Annotated in this window: 17 protein-coding genes; 10 read left to right on the top strand and 7 right to left on the bottom strand. The window is 37.1% G+C overall.

Translation table 11 applies throughout. The annotated features are described in order from the left end of the window. Nucleotides 1–9 precede the first annotated feature (9 nt). The gene (locus AA0X71_RS20960) at nucleotides 10–780 is read left to right on the top strand and encodes a citryl-CoA lyase (RefSeq protein WP_413357206.1); all 771 of its coding nucleotides are present in this window, start codon (nucleotides 10–12) and stop codon (nucleotides 778–780) included. Nucleotides 781–848: 68 nt separating this feature from the next. Here AA0X71_RS20960 and AA0X71_RS20955 read toward each other — a convergent pair whose 3' ends face one another. From AA0X71_RS20955 to AA0X71_RS20940, 4 genes are all read right to left on the bottom strand, one after another. After that, nucleotides 849–1,514: a 3-oxoacid CoA-transferase subunit B gene (locus AA0X71_RS20955; protein WP_413357205.1), complete on the bottom strand. Its 666-nt coding sequence runs from the start codon at nucleotides 1,512–1,514 to the stop codon at nucleotides 849–851. Next, on the bottom strand, nucleotides 1,514–2,182 hold the full coding sequence (locus AA0X71_RS20950) for a 3-oxoacid CoA-transferase subunit A (RefSeq protein ID WP_413357204.1): 669 nt from the start codon (nucleotides 2,180–2,182) through the stop codon (nucleotides 1,514–1,516). The genes AA0X71_RS20955 and AA0X71_RS20950 overlap by 1 nt, the downstream gene beginning before the upstream one ends. Before the next feature lie 152 nt (nucleotides 2,183–2,334). Continuing rightward, the gene (locus AA0X71_RS20945) at nucleotides 2,335–4,059 is read right to left on the bottom strand and encodes a BTAD domain-containing putative transcriptional regulator (protein ID WP_413357203.1); all 1,725 of its coding nucleotides are present in this window, start codon (nucleotides 4,057–4,059) and stop codon (nucleotides 2,335–2,337) included. Next, nucleotides 4,059–5,171: a hypothetical protein gene (locus AA0X71_RS20940; protein ID WP_413357202.1), complete on the bottom strand. Its 1,113-nt coding sequence runs from the start codon at nucleotides 5,169–5,171 to the stop codon at nucleotides 4,059–4,061. Before AA0X71_RS20940 ends, AA0X71_RS20945 begins: the two co-directional genes overlap by 1 nt. A 502-nt stretch (nucleotides 5,172–5,673) precedes the next feature. On the opposite strand from AA0X71_RS20940, the gene AA0X71_RS20935 reads away from it, so the two are divergent. The 7 genes from AA0X71_RS20935 (at nucleotide 5,674) to AA0X71_RS20905 (ending at nucleotide 11,895) form a co-directional block, all read left to right on the top strand. Beyond that, nucleotides 5,674–6,657 (top strand): ring-cleaving dioxygenase, encoded by a 984-nt coding sequence (locus tag AA0X71_RS20935; protein ID WP_413357201.1) that lies wholly within the window; start codon nucleotides 5,674–5,676, stop codon nucleotides 6,655–6,657. A gap of 182 nt (nucleotides 6,658–6,839) precedes the next feature. After that, a complete protein-coding gene (locus AA0X71_RS20930) occupies nucleotides 6,840–8,081 on the top strand; it encodes an LLM class flavin-dependent oxidoreductase (protein WP_413357200.1) in 1,242 nt (413 codons plus the stop codon). Nucleotides 8,082–8,107: 26 nt separating this feature from the next. After that, nucleotides 8,108–8,920: an alpha/beta fold hydrolase gene (locus AA0X71_RS20925; RefSeq protein WP_413357199.1), complete on the top strand. Its 813-nt coding sequence runs from the start codon at nucleotides 8,108–8,110 to the stop codon at nucleotides 8,918–8,920. 156 nt (nucleotides 8,921–9,076) lie between these two features. Then, entirely contained in the window at nucleotides 9,077–10,324 is a 1,248-nt protein-coding gene (locus tag AA0X71_RS20920) for an MFS transporter (RefSeq protein ID WP_413357198.1), read from the top strand. 150 nt (nucleotides 10,325–10,474) lie between these two features. Continuing rightward, complete coding sequence (locus tag AA0X71_RS20915; protein WP_413357197.1) at nucleotides 10,475–11,038, top strand: NADPH-dependent FMN reductase; 564 nt, start codon at nucleotides 10,475–10,477, stop codon at nucleotides 11,036–11,038. Nucleotides 11,039–11,091: 53 nt separating this feature from the next. After that, nucleotides 11,092–11,388, top strand: coding sequence for a hypothetical protein (locus AA0X71_RS20910; protein ID WP_413357196.1), 297 nt, complete (start codon nucleotides 11,092–11,094; stop codon nucleotides 11,386–11,388). A gap of 96 nt (nucleotides 11,389–11,484) precedes the next feature. Continuing rightward, the gene (locus tag AA0X71_RS20905; RefSeq protein ID WP_413357195.1) at nucleotides 11,485–11,895 is read left to right on the top strand and encodes a DoxX family protein; all 411 of its coding nucleotides are present in this window, start codon (nucleotides 11,485–11,487) and stop codon (nucleotides 11,893–11,895) included. A gap of 107 nt (nucleotides 11,896–12,002) precedes the next feature. Here AA0X71_RS20905 and AA0X71_RS20900 read toward each other — a convergent pair whose 3' ends face one another. Further along, nucleotides 12,003–13,094 (bottom strand): DUF1648 domain-containing protein, encoded by a 1,092-nt coding sequence (locus tag AA0X71_RS20900; protein ID WP_413357194.1) that lies wholly within the window; start codon nucleotides 13,092–13,094, stop codon nucleotides 12,003–12,005. Between the two features lie 15 nt (nucleotides 13,095–13,109). Then, nucleotides 13,110–13,502 carry a GntR family transcriptional regulator gene (locus AA0X71_RS20895; RefSeq protein WP_413357193.1) on the bottom strand — a complete coding sequence of 131 codons (393 nt, stop codon included), beginning with the start codon at nucleotides 13,500–13,502 and terminating at the stop codon, nucleotides 13,110–13,112. Nucleotides 13,503–13,675: 173 nt separating this feature from the next. On the opposite strand from AA0X71_RS20895, the gene AA0X71_RS20890 reads away from it, so the two are divergent. Further along, nucleotides 13,676–14,491 carry a class I SAM-dependent methyltransferase gene (locus AA0X71_RS20890; RefSeq protein WP_413357192.1) on the top strand — a complete coding sequence of 272 codons (816 nt, stop codon included), beginning with the start codon at nucleotides 13,676–13,678 and terminating at the stop codon, nucleotides 14,489–14,491. Between the two features lie 104 nt (nucleotides 14,492–14,595). On the opposite strand, the gene AA0X71_RS20885 is transcribed toward AA0X71_RS20890, so the two are convergent. After that, nucleotides 14,596–15,519 carry an exopolyphosphatase gene (locus tag AA0X71_RS20885; RefSeq protein ID WP_413357191.1) on the bottom strand — a complete coding sequence of 308 codons (924 nt, stop codon included), beginning with the start codon at nucleotides 15,517–15,519 and terminating at the stop codon, nucleotides 14,596–14,598. Nucleotides 15,520–15,688: 169 nt separating this feature from the next. On the opposite strand from AA0X71_RS20885, the gene AA0X71_RS20880 reads away from it, so the two are divergent. Further along, complete coding sequence (locus AA0X71_RS20880; RefSeq protein WP_413357190.1) at nucleotides 15,689–17,875, top strand: RNA degradosome polyphosphate kinase; 2,187 nt, start codon at nucleotides 15,689–15,691, stop codon at nucleotides 17,873–17,875. The last annotated feature ends 128 nt before the right edge of the window (nucleotides 17,876–18,003 follow it).

Raw genomic sequence — 18,003 nt, 5'->3', positions numbered from 1 at the left:
GAATGGTAGGTGGAATTTGAAACAAGAATTGGTAAATCAACGGAAGAAACTATTCAAGTACATGGTTATGATCTAGCGGAGGATTTGATCGGGAAAATCACACTTGCTGACATGGCATTTCTTGGTGCAAAGCATCGGATCCCAACCGAACAAGAATCGAAGATGTTGAATGCCATTTTAGTTGCGATTTGTGAACACGGTTTTACTCCCAGTTCCTTATCAACACGGTTAACTTATCTTGGAGCACCAGAAGCTGTTCAAGCAGCAGTAGCAGCAGGCCTGCTAGGAGCAGGGACAGTATATTTAGGAGCGATGGAATATGTAGCTGAAATGCTGCAAAAAGCCTTTGTAGAATATGATGATGACAAAAACATAGAAGAGCTAGCTTCAATTGTAATTAATGATAGAAAAGCAAAAGGGCTTCAATTTCCTGGATTCGGACATCATATTCATAAAGTAGTAGATCCTCGAACAGAAAAATTATATGAAATTGCAAAGGAAACAGGATTTCTTGGTAAACATTCGTTACTTTTATTAGAGATTCACAGGCAATTTTGTGAATCAAAAGGAAAAAAAATCACGCTGAATGCGGTAGGTGCGATTGGCTCCATTATGTCTGATATGGGAATAGACTATCGTGTCGTAAAGTCATTTGCTGTAGCCTCTCGTGCGGTGGGATTAGTGGCTCATTTAGTGGAAGAGATGGAAAGAGGCAGAAAGGATAGTATTGGCCAACAAGTGTTTAAGTATGTGGAAGATAACACGGATTATCGAGGTTAAAAAAGAAAACAATAATGTCGTTCACAATTGTAGTGAACGACATTATTCGTTAGAGAGCGTTAATTCTACTAAACTTCAATTCTCTTCAGATTTTCATCTATCATCAATTTTGGTTCCGTTACATTTTGTACTTCTTCTACCGTAAAACCAGGGGCAATTTCCTTTAACATTAACCCTTCAGTAGTAACATCAATAACTGCCAAATCGGTATAAATCCGGTCTACACATCGAAGTGCTGTAACAGGATAATCTAATTGATTGACGATTTTAATATCCCCATTTTTACTTGTATGTGTCATGGCAATGAAGATTTTTTTAGCTCCAATGGCGATATCCATAGCACCTCCAATGCTGCCAAGCTTTACGCCTTTTACTTTCCAGTTGGCTAGGTCGCCTTTTTCTGATACTTGCATACCTCCTAAAATAGCTACATCGATATGCTTTCCCCGAGCCATGGCAAAAGAATCGGCGGAATGGGAGTAACTACCACCGGGAACTAGGGTGACAGGTTCCTTTGAGGCATTCACTAAATCCGGATCTTCTTCTCCAGGTTTTGCTTTTTCACCCATGCCAAGTACACCTTGTTCACTGTGGTAGATGATTTCAGCATCAGAGGCGACGTAATTGCTAACTAACACAGGAATGCCAATGCCAATGTTCACGATATTACCTGTTTGAAGGTCTTTGGCAATCCGTTGTGCAATTTGTTCTCTTGTCAATTTACGTTTCTCCATCATAATCCGCTCCTTTTTACCACGCGCTGAACAAAAATCCCTGGCGTCACGATCGTCTCTGGATCCAACTCTCCAACTTCGACGATCTCATCGACTTCTGCGATCGTTATTTTACCGGCCATGGCCATAACTGGATTAAAGTTACGTCCCGATTTGTTATAAACCAAATTGCCCCAACGGTCTGCTTTCTTTGCTTTAATGAACGCATAGTCACCTCGAATCGCCTGTTCTAAAATGCAAGATACGCCGTTAATTTCCCGTTCTTCCTTCCCAACTGCAACTTCTGTTCCAACCCCTGTTGGAGTGAAGAAAGCCTCAATACCAGCTCCGCCAGCTCTGATTCGTTCAGCAAAGGTTCCTTGAGGAATTAAATCAAGACCAATTTTGCCTTGATTGTATTTTTCGATAAAAACATAGCTTTGTTTGTTATTTGGAAATGAGCACGTTAGTTTTGATAGACGGTCGTGTAAGATTAGCTTCGCAATGCCTTCATGCTCATACCCAGGATTGTTGCTGACCCCGGCGATATTTTTTGCACCTTGTCTGTAGAGGGCCAATATCAATTCATAGGCCACTCCAGCTCCACCAAAACCACCAAATAGTATCGTACTTCCATCAGCTATATCGGCTACTGCATCATTGATCGATTCATAGATTTTATTAATCAATAGGACTCTCCTCCATCCATATGTTGTTTGTAATCTCATATTAATGAACCATGCTTACAAAATACTTACAAATGACTATGGGTGGAGTGAAATTAAAAAAGGTAGGACACCTCGAATGAAGTCATCCTACCTTATCACAGCTTTTGCTCATTTCAGAATGAATGCGTATATTTCTGAAAAATTGATTGGATTTTCTCATCAACTGGTATCCCAAGTTCATTCTCAATATAGTTTTTGTACTGCTCTGATACCTTTTTTGCCTGTAAAGGAAAATTTCCTCTAAGTAAACGATCCATATACTCAACATAGATGGTTTCATTATAAGGTTCCTTTTTTATGATCTTCTCATAATACTCGATACCAGCCTTATAATCGTCATTTTCCCAATAATAATCAGCGAGTTCCTGAAGGATAGATAAAAATAGTAAGCGGAGCTTTTCTCTCTCCTCCTCTAAAAATTCATGATAGGGATAGCCTTCAAAGAAATCTCCTTGATACAGTGTTTCAGCTCTTTTCAATTGTTTAATTCGATCGCTTTTTGTAAAGTCTTCCCTTTGTTCAACCAGTTGGGTGAATTCATCAACATCTAAATATACATAATCAAGGCAAAAAGAGTAATGCTCCATATTACGTTTAATAAAAGAGGAATCCCTCCTGGTTTTGAGATGGGGCTCTATCGATTTTCTTAGATCAGATAAAGAAACGTAGAATTGATTTTTTACCGATTCAAACGTGCCTTCTGGGAAAACCTGATCTATAAGACTGTCCTTGTTAATCTTTTTGTTACGGTTAGCAATAAAACATTGTAAAATCTGTAAACTTGATTTTCTCTTGATAGAGATGATTTTATCTTCATATTTTATTTCAAAATTGCCAAGCGTATGAAGATAAAGCTTGTAATCCTTACCCTTTTTCTCTTTGACAATGATTTTATGTTCTTCAACCGATTGCGTTTCATGTTTTAACCAGTAGTAATTCTTTTCTTTCATGGTGAGGTCAATTTCATTTTGCAACTTTGCAGCAAGAGTTGAATTTCCTAATTCTTGATATACTTGAATTTGTAAGGCTTTCACCGTACATTTTAAAAAGTCTGAATGGGCTAGGTATAAAAGAGACCTAGATAGAGATATTTCTGCTTCATTAAAATCCTTTAATTTAATATATGTGAGTGCAAGCTGATAATATATCCAGCCTAGATCATATTCAATATTAAATTCTAGAGCAATGGACTCTGCCTTTTTAATCCAATCTAAGGATTCTTTATAATCTCCCTTTAAACAGTAATATTTTCCCATTGAACAATAAGGGTAAATGATGGAACAATCATAGCGCTGACCAGAAAGTTTTAAGGTTTCTGTTAATAAATGTTCCCCTTTTACTAGCTCGTTTTGTTCTAAAAACACTTCTGAAAGAATCCATGTTGCCAAATGGTGGGGGTGAAAGTTTCCATTCTTATCAGGATATGATAAGGCCTGCTTTGAGAATTGAATCGCTTTATCCAATTGACCTTTGTACAAAGAGATCATGGCTCTAAGAGAAAGATTAATCGAAATTAATTCATGATCCTTATTCTTTATGGAGTGAAAAAGTGAATCGTTGCAAAGTTGTTCGGACCTTTCGATATCCCCTGTATAAAAATATAAACCTGCCAACAGATGCTGAAGGTCTGCTAGCAATAACGAATTTGTTTTTTTTGTATCATCCATTTTCTTTTGTAATGGTTGGATTAAATCTTTACTAATTTCTAAGGGCATACATCTGATCAGGTAAAGCATTATGCTTGCAGCAGAAAATCCTTCTGATGAAATCTCCTCTAATAATCCATCTATCAATGTTATAAACTGGGAAGATTCATACTGCCTCCTCATAATGGTCATTAGTTTTGCCCCCAGCAAGTAATCCATGCCAGCAAGAGAGTGGGTAAAGGCAAGAAAATGCTCTCTTTTTTTTCGTAAATGTGGGAAATGTGCCTATGGAAATCAATTATATCTGACTTTAAGAAATATTCAGATAATTTTTCATGTAAAAAAGCACGAAAAATAGTATGGTACTTTATTGCTCCAAAATCATTCTTATAGATAAATAGATGATTTTCTAATAAGTGGTTAAGGATCTGCTCTGAATTGGTAATATTGAGATATTGATTGATCGTATCAGCATTCAGTTCGGTAAATAAGCAAGTCTTATAAAGAAATGTTTTAATTTCTTCTGTTTGAGAAGCAAGGATTTCTGAGGCTAAATAATCGTAAATGTCAGGTGTCCCCCTAAACTTAATCCAAAATAAAGGACGTTCTGCAGTATTCACATCTTTAATTAAATCTTGTAAAAGCTGTAGACTTGCCGCCCATCCTCCCGTTTTATTGTAAATCAGCTCTATCTCATCATTTTGTAGATTGATATTGTGTAACTGTATAAAGAACTGTTTAATTTCTTCTTTTGTGAATGACAATTGGCAAGTTCCTAATTCAAGCAAACGATTTTGGAGCTTTAATTGTACAAGTTTTAAATTAGGTCTAATACGGCTTGTAATGATAAATGTTACATTGGGAGATGCATGATTAATGAGGGTAGTTAACATGGATTCAATTTCTTCACATTCATTAATAGACTGATAGTTATCTAAAACAATGACCAATTTTTTTGGCCAAGTAGAAAGAATCGTACATACGCTACTGAGTTCCTTTTCTACATTTTCTATTGGAGCATCATACACGTTATCGTCCATTGAAATATGTCTTAATATGGCGGTTTTAAAATAGGAAAGAAAAGTTTGAGGATCACTGTCTAGGTGTGATAGCTGGTACCATATGGCAGGAATATCATTTTCCATGATAAAGCTTGATATTAATGTTGTTTTACCATATCCACCCTCACTTGTTAAACATATTAGGGAACGATCTAAGTTTTTTTCTAGTAAGATTAATAGTCGTTCTCTTATTAAGTATGGTGTGTAATAAGGGACTCTTAGTTTGGATTCGAGAAATTCCACATTTTATTCCTCCCTCTTAACATAAGTCGTTACTTTTTATCGAGGTACATGACCGTTCAACTCATTTCAGGTTCAATGAATGTTTCATAGAGGTAGCTGTAGAAGTTCATCACTCACAAGGTAGAAAGCAAAGAGGAGATGAGTAGTGGACTTTAAAGTCGTTGCAGTCAGTCCCATTTCTCAATATGTTGTATACGCTTACATTTCACTATAAATAGTATAAGTAAGTTGGTTAGATGTCAATAGAAATGGGTAAGACTTACAGTGAATTTGGAGAACGAACTTACAGAAAAATAGGGGACCTTTCTTTTCGTATATGATTAAAAACGAGGTAAATGCAGAGTTTTTCTGTAAAAATCCAAGATAAGATTAATAATTTAAAAATTTAGACAATTGTAAGTGATGTGTAATTTTTTAGTTAGTTCTGTACTTTATAGTGTTTTTAATGGATTTATTGGACACGGGTATAAATCCAGTTAAACAAAATCATAGGAGGAGAAAAATGGAGAATTTAAGTGGAATTATTCGAGGTATTCATCACGTAACTGCTGGAGTAGAAGGTGCGCAGGAAGACGTTGATTTCTTTGCTACTATTGTAGGGCAGCGCTTAGTAAAGCAAACCGTATTAATGGATGGCGATGTACCCATTTATCATTTCTACTATGGGAACCGAAAGGCTGAAATTGGAACGATTATGACCTCGTTTCCATTTAAACAATCTGGGGTTTATGGACGAAGAGGGTCAGGGCAAATCAGTGTAACTGGTTTCACTGTACCAGAGGACTCGTTAGATTTTTGGAAGAATCGTTTTGAGCAAAAGAATGTTGAACACGGAGAAATCGAAGAAAGGTTTGGACAAAAACGTCTATCGTTTTTCCATCCATGTGGACTAGGTTTTGAGCTAGTTGAGGATCCAAAAGATCAGAGAGAAGGATATGTATCTGTGGAAATATCAGAAGAGTATGCTGTCAAAGGATTCCATAGTGTAACCATGTCCATTCGTGAAGTGGATGAACAATTGCGCTTTTTTACTGGACCTATGGGCTTTAGGTTAACAGGGCAGGATGGACCTTACTATCAATTAGAAATTAATGAAGGCGGAGCCGCCAAAACAGTCAACTTTAAGCACGAGCCAGATCTTCCTCAAGGAAGCTGGATTAATGGTGCTGGAATTGTCCATCACGTTGCCTTCGCAGTAGCGGATGATGAAGAAATGAATAAAGTACGACATTTTATTGAAGGACTTGGATACACAGATATTTCTGAAATAAAAGACCGTCATTACTTCCACTCCTGCTATGTAAGATCTCCTGGCGGTATTTTATGTGAGTTTTCAACTTCCGATATTGGCTTAGCAATCGATGAATCAATAGAAGAGTTAGGTTCAACATTATTGCTACCACCTTGGAAGCTAGATGAGAAAGAAGAAATTTTTAATTATCTTGAGCCTGTTGTAAATCCTCAAATTCAGAAGATTGAAAAATAAGTTGATTCGACAATGTACGAATCATAGCTATAGCAGAATAGTAGCGTATGTGGTGTACTGCTTAATCGCTGTACATGGCGCCCTAGTAAACTGGTAAAATGTTGGGAACATGGTAGCGCTCTTCCGTACCTATTGTCGTAGCTGATAATACCAAGAAATGTAAAGCTGAGGAGGGAAATCTAGTGAAATTTATCTTTATGAATCTAATGCCATACCGTGACTTACCTGAGAATTTTGAAAAAGATTATGAAAGCGTTTATATTTCAATACCAAGGACATTGTATGATCCTGTAAAAGGCAATGAAATGTATAACGATTATATTGATCAATATGAACTTGCAATTGATTTAGGCTTTGATGCAGTAGGGGTGAATGAACATCATAGTAATGGGTATGGGTTGATGCCATCACCGAATATCATTGCAGGAACACTTGCTAGAAAGGTGAAAGATTCGGAAAAGACTTGTCTTCTTATATTGGGAAATAGCTTAGCGCTTTATAATCCACCCATCCGTGTCGCAGAAGAATTCGGGATGTTGGATGTTATTACTGGTGGACGCTTAATCGCAGGTTTCCCTGTTGGAACATCAATGGATACCAACTATGCCTATGGTGTATCACCGGCCGAATTAAGGCCGCGTTATTATGAGGCACATGATTTAATTAAAAAGGCGTGGACAGCGGATGAAGTGTTCCATTTCAACGGGAAATACAACCAACTTCGTTATGTGAACGTTTGGCCTCGTACACATCAAAGTCCACATCCACCAATTTGGATTCCAGGCGGTGGAGCGAGCATTGAGACTTGGGATTGGGTGGCAGAAAATGATTATAATTATTCATATCTTAGCTTCTATGGCCATAAGTTCGCCCAAGACAAATTTGATAAATTCTGGGCAAGACGTCTTGAGAAAGGCTATGATATGAACCCATATAAAACTTCTTTTGTTCAATTAATTTGTATTTCTGAGACAGATGCAAAGGCACAGGAGGAATATGAAGAACATATCAATTACTTCTTTGAAAAGTCATTCCATGTTTCACCAAGATATGCTGAAGCGCCAGGGTATCGCTCTCCACGGAGCGTTGCAGCTGGAATGCGGAGTCAATATGGTTCAGAAGGTGCTGGAGCCCAGCTAAGAAAAGGATTAAACTGGCAACAGCTAATTGACCAAGGTTTTATTATTGCAGGTTCACCAGAGAGTGTGCGTGACCAACTTAAAGAGGCATCCAAGAAACTACATGTTGGGAACATTATCGCCTTATTGAATCATGGATCAATGCCACACGATCTTGCATGCAAAAATATTGAATTAATGGGGAAAGAAGTTATTCCACATTTGCGTGATATGTGGGATGATCAATGGCCTGTTACGAATTGGCCAGAAATTCAATTGAATGAAAACAAAGAGGTTGTGAAATAAAGGCTTAACTAAGGAGGAGTGAAAGTATGTCTTCACCAAAAATAGAGACGATCACAGTAAGAGATAACATAACTGCCAAAGTCCTTATTAAGGGCGAAGGGCAACCGGTTGTATTTCTTCATGGAGCCGGTGGAAATGTTTGGGATCCGTATTTAGAAGAATTATCTAAGCATTACAAAGTGTATGCTCCTTATATTCCTGGCCACGGTGGGTCTACAGGTAATGACCAGCTACAAGGCTGGTGGGATTTAGTCCTTTACTATTATGAGCTATTTGATGCTCTCGGACTGGAAACGGTGGATGTGATTGGGCATTCATTCGGAGGAATGCTTGCTGCAGAAATTGCTTCTACTGATCCAAAGCGGGTAAAAAATCTAGTTCTTATCTGTGCGGTAGGATTATGGATTGACGAGACTCCGGTGACAGACGTGTTCTCATTAGTTAATACGCCAGATGTATTATTAACTAAAATGTTTGCTGATGTTAACTGCGATGCTGCTAAAGCATTTTCAACAATGCCGGAGAATGAAGAACAAAGAATTGAAGCCATCGTAGAGAATCTCATTGCTTTAACGGAAGCTGGCCGCTATATGTGGCCAATCCCTGATAAAGGGCTAAGCCGTAGAATTCATAGACTTACTGCTAACACATGCATTGTTTGGGGAGACAAAGATGCGCTTGTACCTGTTGATTATGCATATGAGTTTCATAAAAAAATCCCTGGTTCAAGAATAGAAATCATAGAGAACACTTCACATTACCCTCAGGCAGAGAAATTAGAAGATGTAGTAAATAAAACGATCGGTTTTCTCTCGTCAACACCAGTTGCAAATAAATAGATGTGTGTGGGGAAGAAGGCTGGTTCATTCGTGATCAGAACATGTACGAGTCTGCCTTCTTCTTAACTCCAATACTTCTAAGTGAAAGATTTTCATATGTATTTTTACCTTAATTATTCAGAATATTTTGAATTATAATCAAATGAGGTGCAATATATGGAAACGAAAAAATTTTGGACATATGAAAATAAATTATTAATCTTATTGTTCTTTGTATGGGGTTTTGTTTTCGTGGATCGATTGGCACTTAATTTCTTATTTCCTTTTATGACGGAGGAGCTAGGGTTAACGAATACCCACATAGGGATCATTGTTTCAGCGTTCTCTTTAACATGGGCTGTTTCGGGGTGGTTCGGCGGTTTTCTGTCAGATAAAACGGGAAAAAAGAAGAATGTTTTAATGATTTCTGTCCTATTGTTTTCCTTTTGTTCACTTTTAACAGGAATGGCAAATGGATTTTTAATGTTAATCATATTCCGTATGTTAATGGGTGTCACAGAGGGACCAGTATTCCCAGTTGCCCAATCGTTGTTATCTGTTGCTTCCTCGCCACATCGTCGTGGATTTAATATGGGTTTTTTCCAAAGCTCTTCAACAGCATTGTTGGCAAGCTTTTTAGGTCCTATTGTTATTGTGGCATTAGCGAATCAATTTGGATGGAGGCCCACGTTTTTCCTGACGATCATTCCAGGTTTAATTCTATTCTTTTTTATTTGGAAAATCGTAATAGAACCAAAAGAATTAACAAGCGAAGGTGAAAAAAAGGAAGAGAAAGTGCCGTTGTCATTAGTTTTGAAAAATAGAAATGTACTCGTCTCTGTGTTTGTTGCGATTTTTGCTGTCACTTGGTATCTCAATATTAATACTTTTACCCCACTATATTTAGTCGATAAGGGAATTTCAGCTAGTAATATGAGTTATATCATGGCTGCGCTTGGACTTGGCGGAGTGTTATGGGGATTTGGTATTCCTGCTATATCAGACAAAATTGGCCGTAAGCCTGCCATGATTATTTTCTCGTTTATTACCGCAGTTGCCCCTTTAGGTTTTATTTTCTTAGGTAGTAGTCAAATTTTCTTGTTAATGATTGCCGCATTTATTGGGAATGTTGGCGTAGGAACTATGGTGCTATCGATGTCAAATATGCCATCGGAATCTGTTCCAGCTAAATATGTAGCAACAGCTGTTGGGTTCATTATGGCTATTGGTGAACTGGTTGGTGGTGTGGCGTTTACAACGATTGCGGGAATAGCAGCTGATATGTACGGTTTAGCAGCTCCACTATGGATTACCATAGGAAGTACGATATTATGTGGTTTATTAGCATTCCTTTACTATGAAACAGCACCGATCAAAGTAGAGAAACACCCGCCTTCACAGCCTATAACCATTGGCGCTGAATGATCCCACAACATCATCATTGTAAGTGAAGTGTAATTATCCAGTTAGTAAAATGTTTTATAGTGTTTTTACCAATTATGGCGACGGAGAAGTTTAATTCAATTGGCAGAGAAAAAAGATGAGGGTTCAATAATCGCATTGGAGTGAATGTAGATGAAATTACTTGGCATTTCAGGAACCATAACTGGCTCAAAAACACTAACTGTTGTTAAAAAAGTACTTGAGGAAATACAGAGTAATCATCCAGATATTAAGGTAGAGCTATTGGATATGAAAAAGTATGACGCCCAGTTCTGTGATGGTCGTGATCCTTCTGCTTATACCGGTGATACAAAAAAAGTCATTGATCTTATCACATCAGCTGATTTTTATATTATTGGAACTCCCATTTTTCAAGGATCCATCACTGGTGTGCTCAAAAACTTGTTTGATTTAGTGGATCCAAGTGTTTTTCGCCATAAGGTGATGGGGTTTGTTGCGACAGGTGGAACCTATCAACATTATTTAGTGATAGAGAATCAATTGAAACCTATTGCTGGATATTTACGCGCATATACGGCACCAAGCTATGTTTATGCTCATAAGAATCATTTTTTTGAGAACGAATTAGTGGATGAGGAAGTAATAGAACGTATAGCAAAGTTAGCGAACGAAGTTGTCTTCATGCAGAAATCTTTAAGTAAAGCATCTCAAGTAGTAGGGGATTTAAGAAAATGAACCAAAATCTTCAAATGTGAATTGAAAACATTTTTTCGGTTAGGGGGAGTAAAATGGTTTCAATCACCGATGACATAATTCATTTAGCCGATTTTTCATTTATTCAACTATGTATTAAAAAATATGGGGTTAATCGAGGTATTTATAATACAATTGATCTTTGGTTTTATAAAAATGGGATTGAAGATATTCTAGAGCGTCGTAGAAATATTTTGTTTTTTCTAGAATCTCTGATAGATCCTAAAAACCCTCGTCCGAAGTTTGGAAGTGGAGGCTTAACGATAAAACTACAACAATACTTTTTTACAGTAGCTATGAAAAGTGCCTCTAGCTATGAGGGGAATGTTTAATTTAGCGATATAGAAGCCTAATTATCTCAACTTATGAGCAACAAAATACCGTTCAAGGTACAAGTTTGTCTTTGTACCTTGAACAAGGTGGAAGGAATGAATAGCAAAGTGGTAGATATAGGGATATTGTTAATCCGTTTGGTAATTGGAATTTTGTTCATTGGGCATGGTGCGCAAAAGTTGTTTGGCTGGTTTGGTGGAAATGGATTAAATGGAACAGGTGGTTGGTTTGAATCGATTGGTATAAAGCCAGGTATAACCATGGCCTTACTTGCAGGCTTAGTGGAAGTTGTTGGAGGAATATTGTTTGCGATCGGGCTCTTAACGCCTCTGGCAGGGATCTTGATTGCTGGAACCATGGTTGTTTCGATTGTGAAGGTACATGGTACAAATGGGTTATGGGCCCAAGCAAATGGATATGAATATAACTTAACGTTAATGGCAGTTGCCATTGGTGTTGCTTTAATTGGCCCAGGTCAATATGCGCTCGATTCATTATTTTTCTAAATAAATGGCTACTTGTTCGCAGAATTATAGTTAGTGTAGGTTGAAGCGGCACTCCATTATTTTTACAAAAAAGATGCTCTCTTAAGTGAGAACATCTTTTCTTTTTCTTATAAAAATGTAAATAGAAGAATCACGATAAGCGGCACAAGGACAATAAGGTACCCAAATGGATTAGCAAAATTAATCGTCCAACCAACACCAAATCGCTTTTCAACGAATATGGACGGATCATTTTTATTGAAATAAAAGAGACCGACTTTCCAGTAGGAATCTTCATTAGCATCCATGATTTTCTCTTTTACTTGAGGCGATGTCTTTTTATCTGAAAGTCCCACTTTAACCGCAAATACAATCGTCCCAACTAGAACAAGAATAAGAAAACTTAGTGGTATTAAGAACATAACTGTTGATGATGCGATATCTGGGTGAATCGTTTGTAGTTGAAAGAAACTAAGCAACATCGCAAGAAGAACGCTAACAAAAAAGAGGAGCCAACTGGAATATTTCCGTAAAGTAAGCTGTCTTTGCCTGGACGCTTCTGTGCTTTCTCCGCTTAGTTTAATACCCGACTTTTTTGTTCCTAAATGGATTCCCAAAAACATAATCTGCATCACAAAAAGAGTTAAAGGAAGAGTGAGTACCGACATGAATGTTTTTTCTGTAAAGGCATCTGGTTCCCCATTTATTCCCCAATGGGTCGGGATTTGCTGTGGTAATAAATCGTATTGAAGAATGGTATAAACGATTACCCCGATAGTTATTACCATAGGTAGTAAATATACTTGCCACGGAAGCATTTCATCCTTAGCACGGGCCGATAAATCCGCTATTTTTATGTTTATTAAGTTTTCCGTCCATTGCTTTTCTTGCTTAAGACGAAGTGTTTTTCCATGAAAGTAAAAATATAAGGAAAAACTTAATAGGATAATGGCAAACTCAAGGAGAGTTCCAATGATTACAATTTGTTCTTGAGTAACTGGCTGTAATAGTGCCCAAATAACATAGCCCCCTAATAGGATAACGGAAAGTCCACCAATCAATAGGGAATACTTTTTCTTATAGGATAATAGGGTTTCGTTTTGCAAGTGTTTTTCCGGAATCGTGACACCGAAAATGATGGAGCGATTTACTAGGAAAGGAATCGTTGTTTGAATAGCAGCGATAATAATGGCTATAAAAAGAAAGATAGCAAAAGTCATCGTTGTTCCTCCTTATTATTTGATTTGCTCGTTGCTCTCTTTAAACTCTTCAATCATATTTTCAACAAGCTCTTTTATTTGTTTAGTCGACATTCCTGTCACTAATGATTCTGCAATAAGATGTTTATACTCATCTTTGAGTTTTACGTGTGAGCTTTCATTGAAGTCTTGTGGTGAGGAAATAATGGCACCTGACTTCGGTACAATTCGAATAATGCCTTTTTGCTCAAGATGATGATAGCTCTTGTTCACCGTGTGCATATTAATACCCAAGTCTGACGCAAAGCCCCTTACAGACGGAAGCTGTTGTCCTGACTGAATCCTTCCCCGTGCAATACCATCAATAATCTGATTGGATATTTGTAAATAAATAGGAATTTCTGACTCTGGTTCAATCCGAATAATCATCTTGCTACCTCCAATCTGTTCTATATATATTATAACAAATCTGTTCTATGTTGTATAGAACAAAAAAGATAGTATCATGAACAAGGCTTGGAGTTTGCATCTTAGACTAATAGTAAAATACAATTGGGATATAATCATTTTGAACATTAACTTTGCTAAGAAGGAGTCAGTTTATGTCTGAAGCAAACCGTCATAATATCGAACGTTTTACTGGTTTTGGTTCTCTGTATGATCAGAACCGTCCAAGTGCTCCAAAAGAAGTCGTAAAAATTTTAAAAAATTATTTAACAGATAAGCCGAACCTGGTCGTTGATGTAGGTTGTGGAACAGGGCTATCTTCTTTTATTTGGCTTGGGAATGCTGACAAGATAATAGGAGTAGAACCGAATGATGATATGCGTCAAGTGGCTGAAGTTCGTTTGGAGGAGGCACAAGAGCCATCGAATCTTCAATTTGTAAAGGGAGTATCCCATGAGCTAGGTTTAGCAAATGATACAGCAGATATTATTACATGCTCCCAATCCTTTCATTGGATGGAACCGCAGTCGACGTTAAAAGAGTTTGCCCGAGTTCTTCGTCCAAACGGAATTTTCGCAGCTTATGATTGTGACTGGCCACCAACATGTGATTGGCGTTTGGAAGAGCATTATCTGAAATTATATGCTTATGTAGAGGAAAGGCTTGCCCAATTGCTCCCTAACGAAAGTCGCGCACATCGATGGAGCAAAGATAAGCATTTGCAGCAAATTCAGCAATCTGGCTTATTTTCTTTTGCAAAGGAAATCGTTTTTCATAATTGGGAGCAATGTGATGCAGAGCGTTATGCCAATATTGCCCTTAGCCAAGGTGGACTGCAAACGGGACTAAAATTAGGTGAAAAAGATCTTGAGGTCGCCTTCGAGGAATTTCGTCATCATGTGAAAGAGGTATTCTCCGGAGAAACGAGAGAGATCCTATTTAGCTATCGAATGCGGTTAGGAGTTAAGTAATCCGTTCAAGATAAAAGAAGAGGCGCGCGAACATTTTCACGCACCTCTTTCAAACTACAAGAAACCTATAAACCAATCGAAGCCTGATAACCTCGTACCATTCCTCATCCAATCTTATGTTCGCCACATCCTAAATTCAGTCTTTCTTTCAAAATTCCATCTCGAATCGAGTTTTCATTGAAGATAAAATGAGGGGTTTGAACAACTTCCATCAATGTTAAAAATGTCATGATGCCCGGGATAATAATGTCTTTTCGTTTTTTTGATAGACCCTTGATTTTGGAACGTTCTTCAACAGATAATGAAGATAATTCCAAAATGATTTTGTTTATATCATCAAATGTAAGCATATGTTCATTTGTGTTCTGTGCTTTCTGATAAATTCTTCCTAGATTCCGTGCAGTACCGCCAATTCCGATAATCGGGTATTTGACATTACGTAACCAAGGGAGACTCTGAAATTGAGCTAGAAGATCATCACGAAGTTCTCCAAGTTGCTTGGTTGTCACCTGATCCCCGAAGTTAAATTTAGAATTCAAAGATACGGCACCGAATGGGAAACTATGATATTCTACTAAATTTCGTTTGTGGAAGAGTGTGATTTCGGTACTCCCGCCACCTATATCGATCGTTATACCATCTTTTAAATCGATTGAATCGATGACACCTAGATATCCGTAATAGGATTCCTCATACTCACTCAATATTTTTATTGTTATATCGCTTTCTTTTTTGATTGCAGATAAAATTTCTTCTTGATTAGAAGATTGTCTAATCGCTGCTGTGGCGAATCCAATGACTTCGTAAATCTCAAAGGTATTCATGATTTTCTGGAAATCTTCTAAGGTTGAAATAATGAGTTGGATTCCTTCTGCAGATAATTTTCCTTCGTCCATGTAGTTTATAAGACGTGCTGCCATTTTTTCTTTTTTGATTTCTTTATAATGACCGACACTGTCGATTTGATATATCGCTAAACGAATAGAGTTGGAGCCCATATCAATTAATGCTACAACTTTATTTTTCAATGTATAGAACACTTCCTTTTGATAAAGATTATCTAACTATTATAACTATATAAATGCTAGAAAAAACATATTGCTAAAAAATAAATAAAAAAAATACACATAATTTACAAAATTTTTACATTAATAGTGTAGTGTAATGTTGTTAGAAAGAAAAAAGGGGATGGGATTAGTGCAAAAAGCAGATGAAAGCTCTGTCGCAGTTAACTTAAATAATCCTGATCATTATAATAATAGAGAAATAAGTTGGTTAAATTTCAATTATAGAGTATTAGAAGAGGCGCTGGATGAGCGCAATGCTCTATTAGAAAGATTTAAATTTTTATCGATATTTAGCTCTAATTTGGACGAGTTCTTTATGGTCCGAGTCGCAGGCTTACTTGACCAAGTAAAAGCTGGCTATAATAAGCCTGAAAACAAAGCGGGATTAACACCTAAGGAACAATTAAGTGCCATATCTGACATGACCCATGCTCTTGTAAGGGAGCAAGACCATGCTTATTTGTATCGGTTATCTCCATTATTAGCACAAGAAAATGTGAAATTTGTATCGATAGATGAGGTTTCACCTCAATGTTTAACGTTCTTAGAGGAATTATTTGATGAGCAAATTTTTCCGGTTTTAACTCCTATGGCAATAGATGCCTATCGACCTTTCCCGATGCTTTTAAATAAATCACTAAATCTTGCTGTAGTGATTGAAGAAACAATTCCTGAAAAAAAGAATCATTTTCCTGTTGATGGAAATTTAGTTATTGTACAGGTACCTTCTGTTATCAATCGTTATGTGGAGCTTCCATCAGAAACTGATGAAAGAGTGTTTATCCTTTTAGAAGAAGTGATATCCCAATTTATTAATAAGCTACTATTAGGATATGACGTAAAATCTGTCACTCCATTCCGCATTACCCGTAATGCTGACTTAAATATCCATGAGGATGAAGCAGAAGATTTGTTACATGAAATTGAAGAAGAATTAAAGAAACGCAAGTGGGGTGCAGCGGTCCGTTTAGAAGTACAAGAGCAACGCAGTGATGAGAAAGTGATCGATTACTTAATCGAGGAATTAGAAATTCATAAAAATGATGTGTATTCTGTACAAGCTCCACTCGATTTAACGTTTCTATTTTCATTTGTAAAATCCATTGAATCAACTCATGAGCATCTGGGTGCAACATCCTTTATCCCGCAACCCTCTACTGATTTAGAAGGAGAAGGAAACATTTTTCAAATTATTCAACAGCGTGATGTCTTGCTTCATCATCCATATGACTCATTTGAGCATGTTGTCGAATTTATTTCGCATGCCGCGGATGATAAAGATGTTCTCGCCATTAAGCAGACGCTTTATCGAGTCAGTGGTGATTCTCCTATTATCAATAGCCTAAAACGTGCGGCCGAGAATGGAAAGCAAGTTACCGTTCTAGTGGAGTTGAAAGCACGATTTGATGAGGAGAATAATGTTCAATGGGCTAAAGAGCTAGAGATGGCGGGATGTCATGTTATTTATGGAATGACTCATCTAAAAACACATAGTAAGATAACCCTTATTGTAAGACGTGAAAATGGAGTGATCCAAAGATATGTTCATTTAGGGACGGGAAATTATAATGATGCAACAGCAAAAATTTATACCGATATGGGGTTGCTTACTGTTAATCATAAAATCGGCATTGATGCGACAAACTTCTTTAATTTCCTTAGTGGTTATATGGTTAAGCCGACGTTTCATCATATCGCTGTTGCTCCTTTTGGGATTCGGGATACTTTCATTAAGCTGATTGATGACGAAATCGACTACCATAAACAGTATGGCGATGGTCGAATCATCTTAAAAATGAATTCACTGTCAGATAAAAAAATAATCATGAAATTATATGAGGCATCAATTGCTGGAGTGAAAATCGATTTAATAATTAGAGGCATTTGTTGCTTACGACCTGGAATTAAAGGTGTTAGTGAGAATATTAGGGTTCGTAGCATTGTGGGATCTTTCTTGGAACACACGAGGATTTATGGTTTCCACCATCACGGTGCAAATCGAGTATTCTTATCTTCTGCCGATTTGATGACGCGTAACATGGAGAATCGTGTGGAGATTTTATTTCCTATTTTAGAAGACCATCTGAAGGAACGTGTATATGATTTGCTGGCTCTAATGCTAAAAGATAATTGCAAGGCACGTGAACAAGACACGACTGGCGCATATCATTATGCAAAAAGAGCAGAAGGTGAAGAGGAAATAGATAGCCAACAAATCCTATGTGAAAGAGCGTATGAGAATAAAACACAAATTGAAAGTAAAGAAACGAGTTGGTCTTTTAAGAACTTCTTGTCAACACTATTTCCTAGAAATTAATAACAGAAGGCAGCCATGAATAAAAGAACGGCTGCCTTTTTTCTGTTTGAAATTCCCGTTCGTAACTTAATTTAACAATTCCTTAAAATTGCCTCCATATTTTTTTGCTACATTAAGAGTAGTTATTT

Origin of the sequence: Robertmurraya phoenicis (genome assembly GCF_047302285.1) — a bacterium.
GTDB lineage: Bacteria > Bacillota > Bacilli > Bacillales > Cytobacillaceae > Robertmurraya.
The sequence above is the reverse complement of the archived record's forward strand: the minus strand, read 5'-3'. Positions and strand labels throughout refer to the sequence as shown.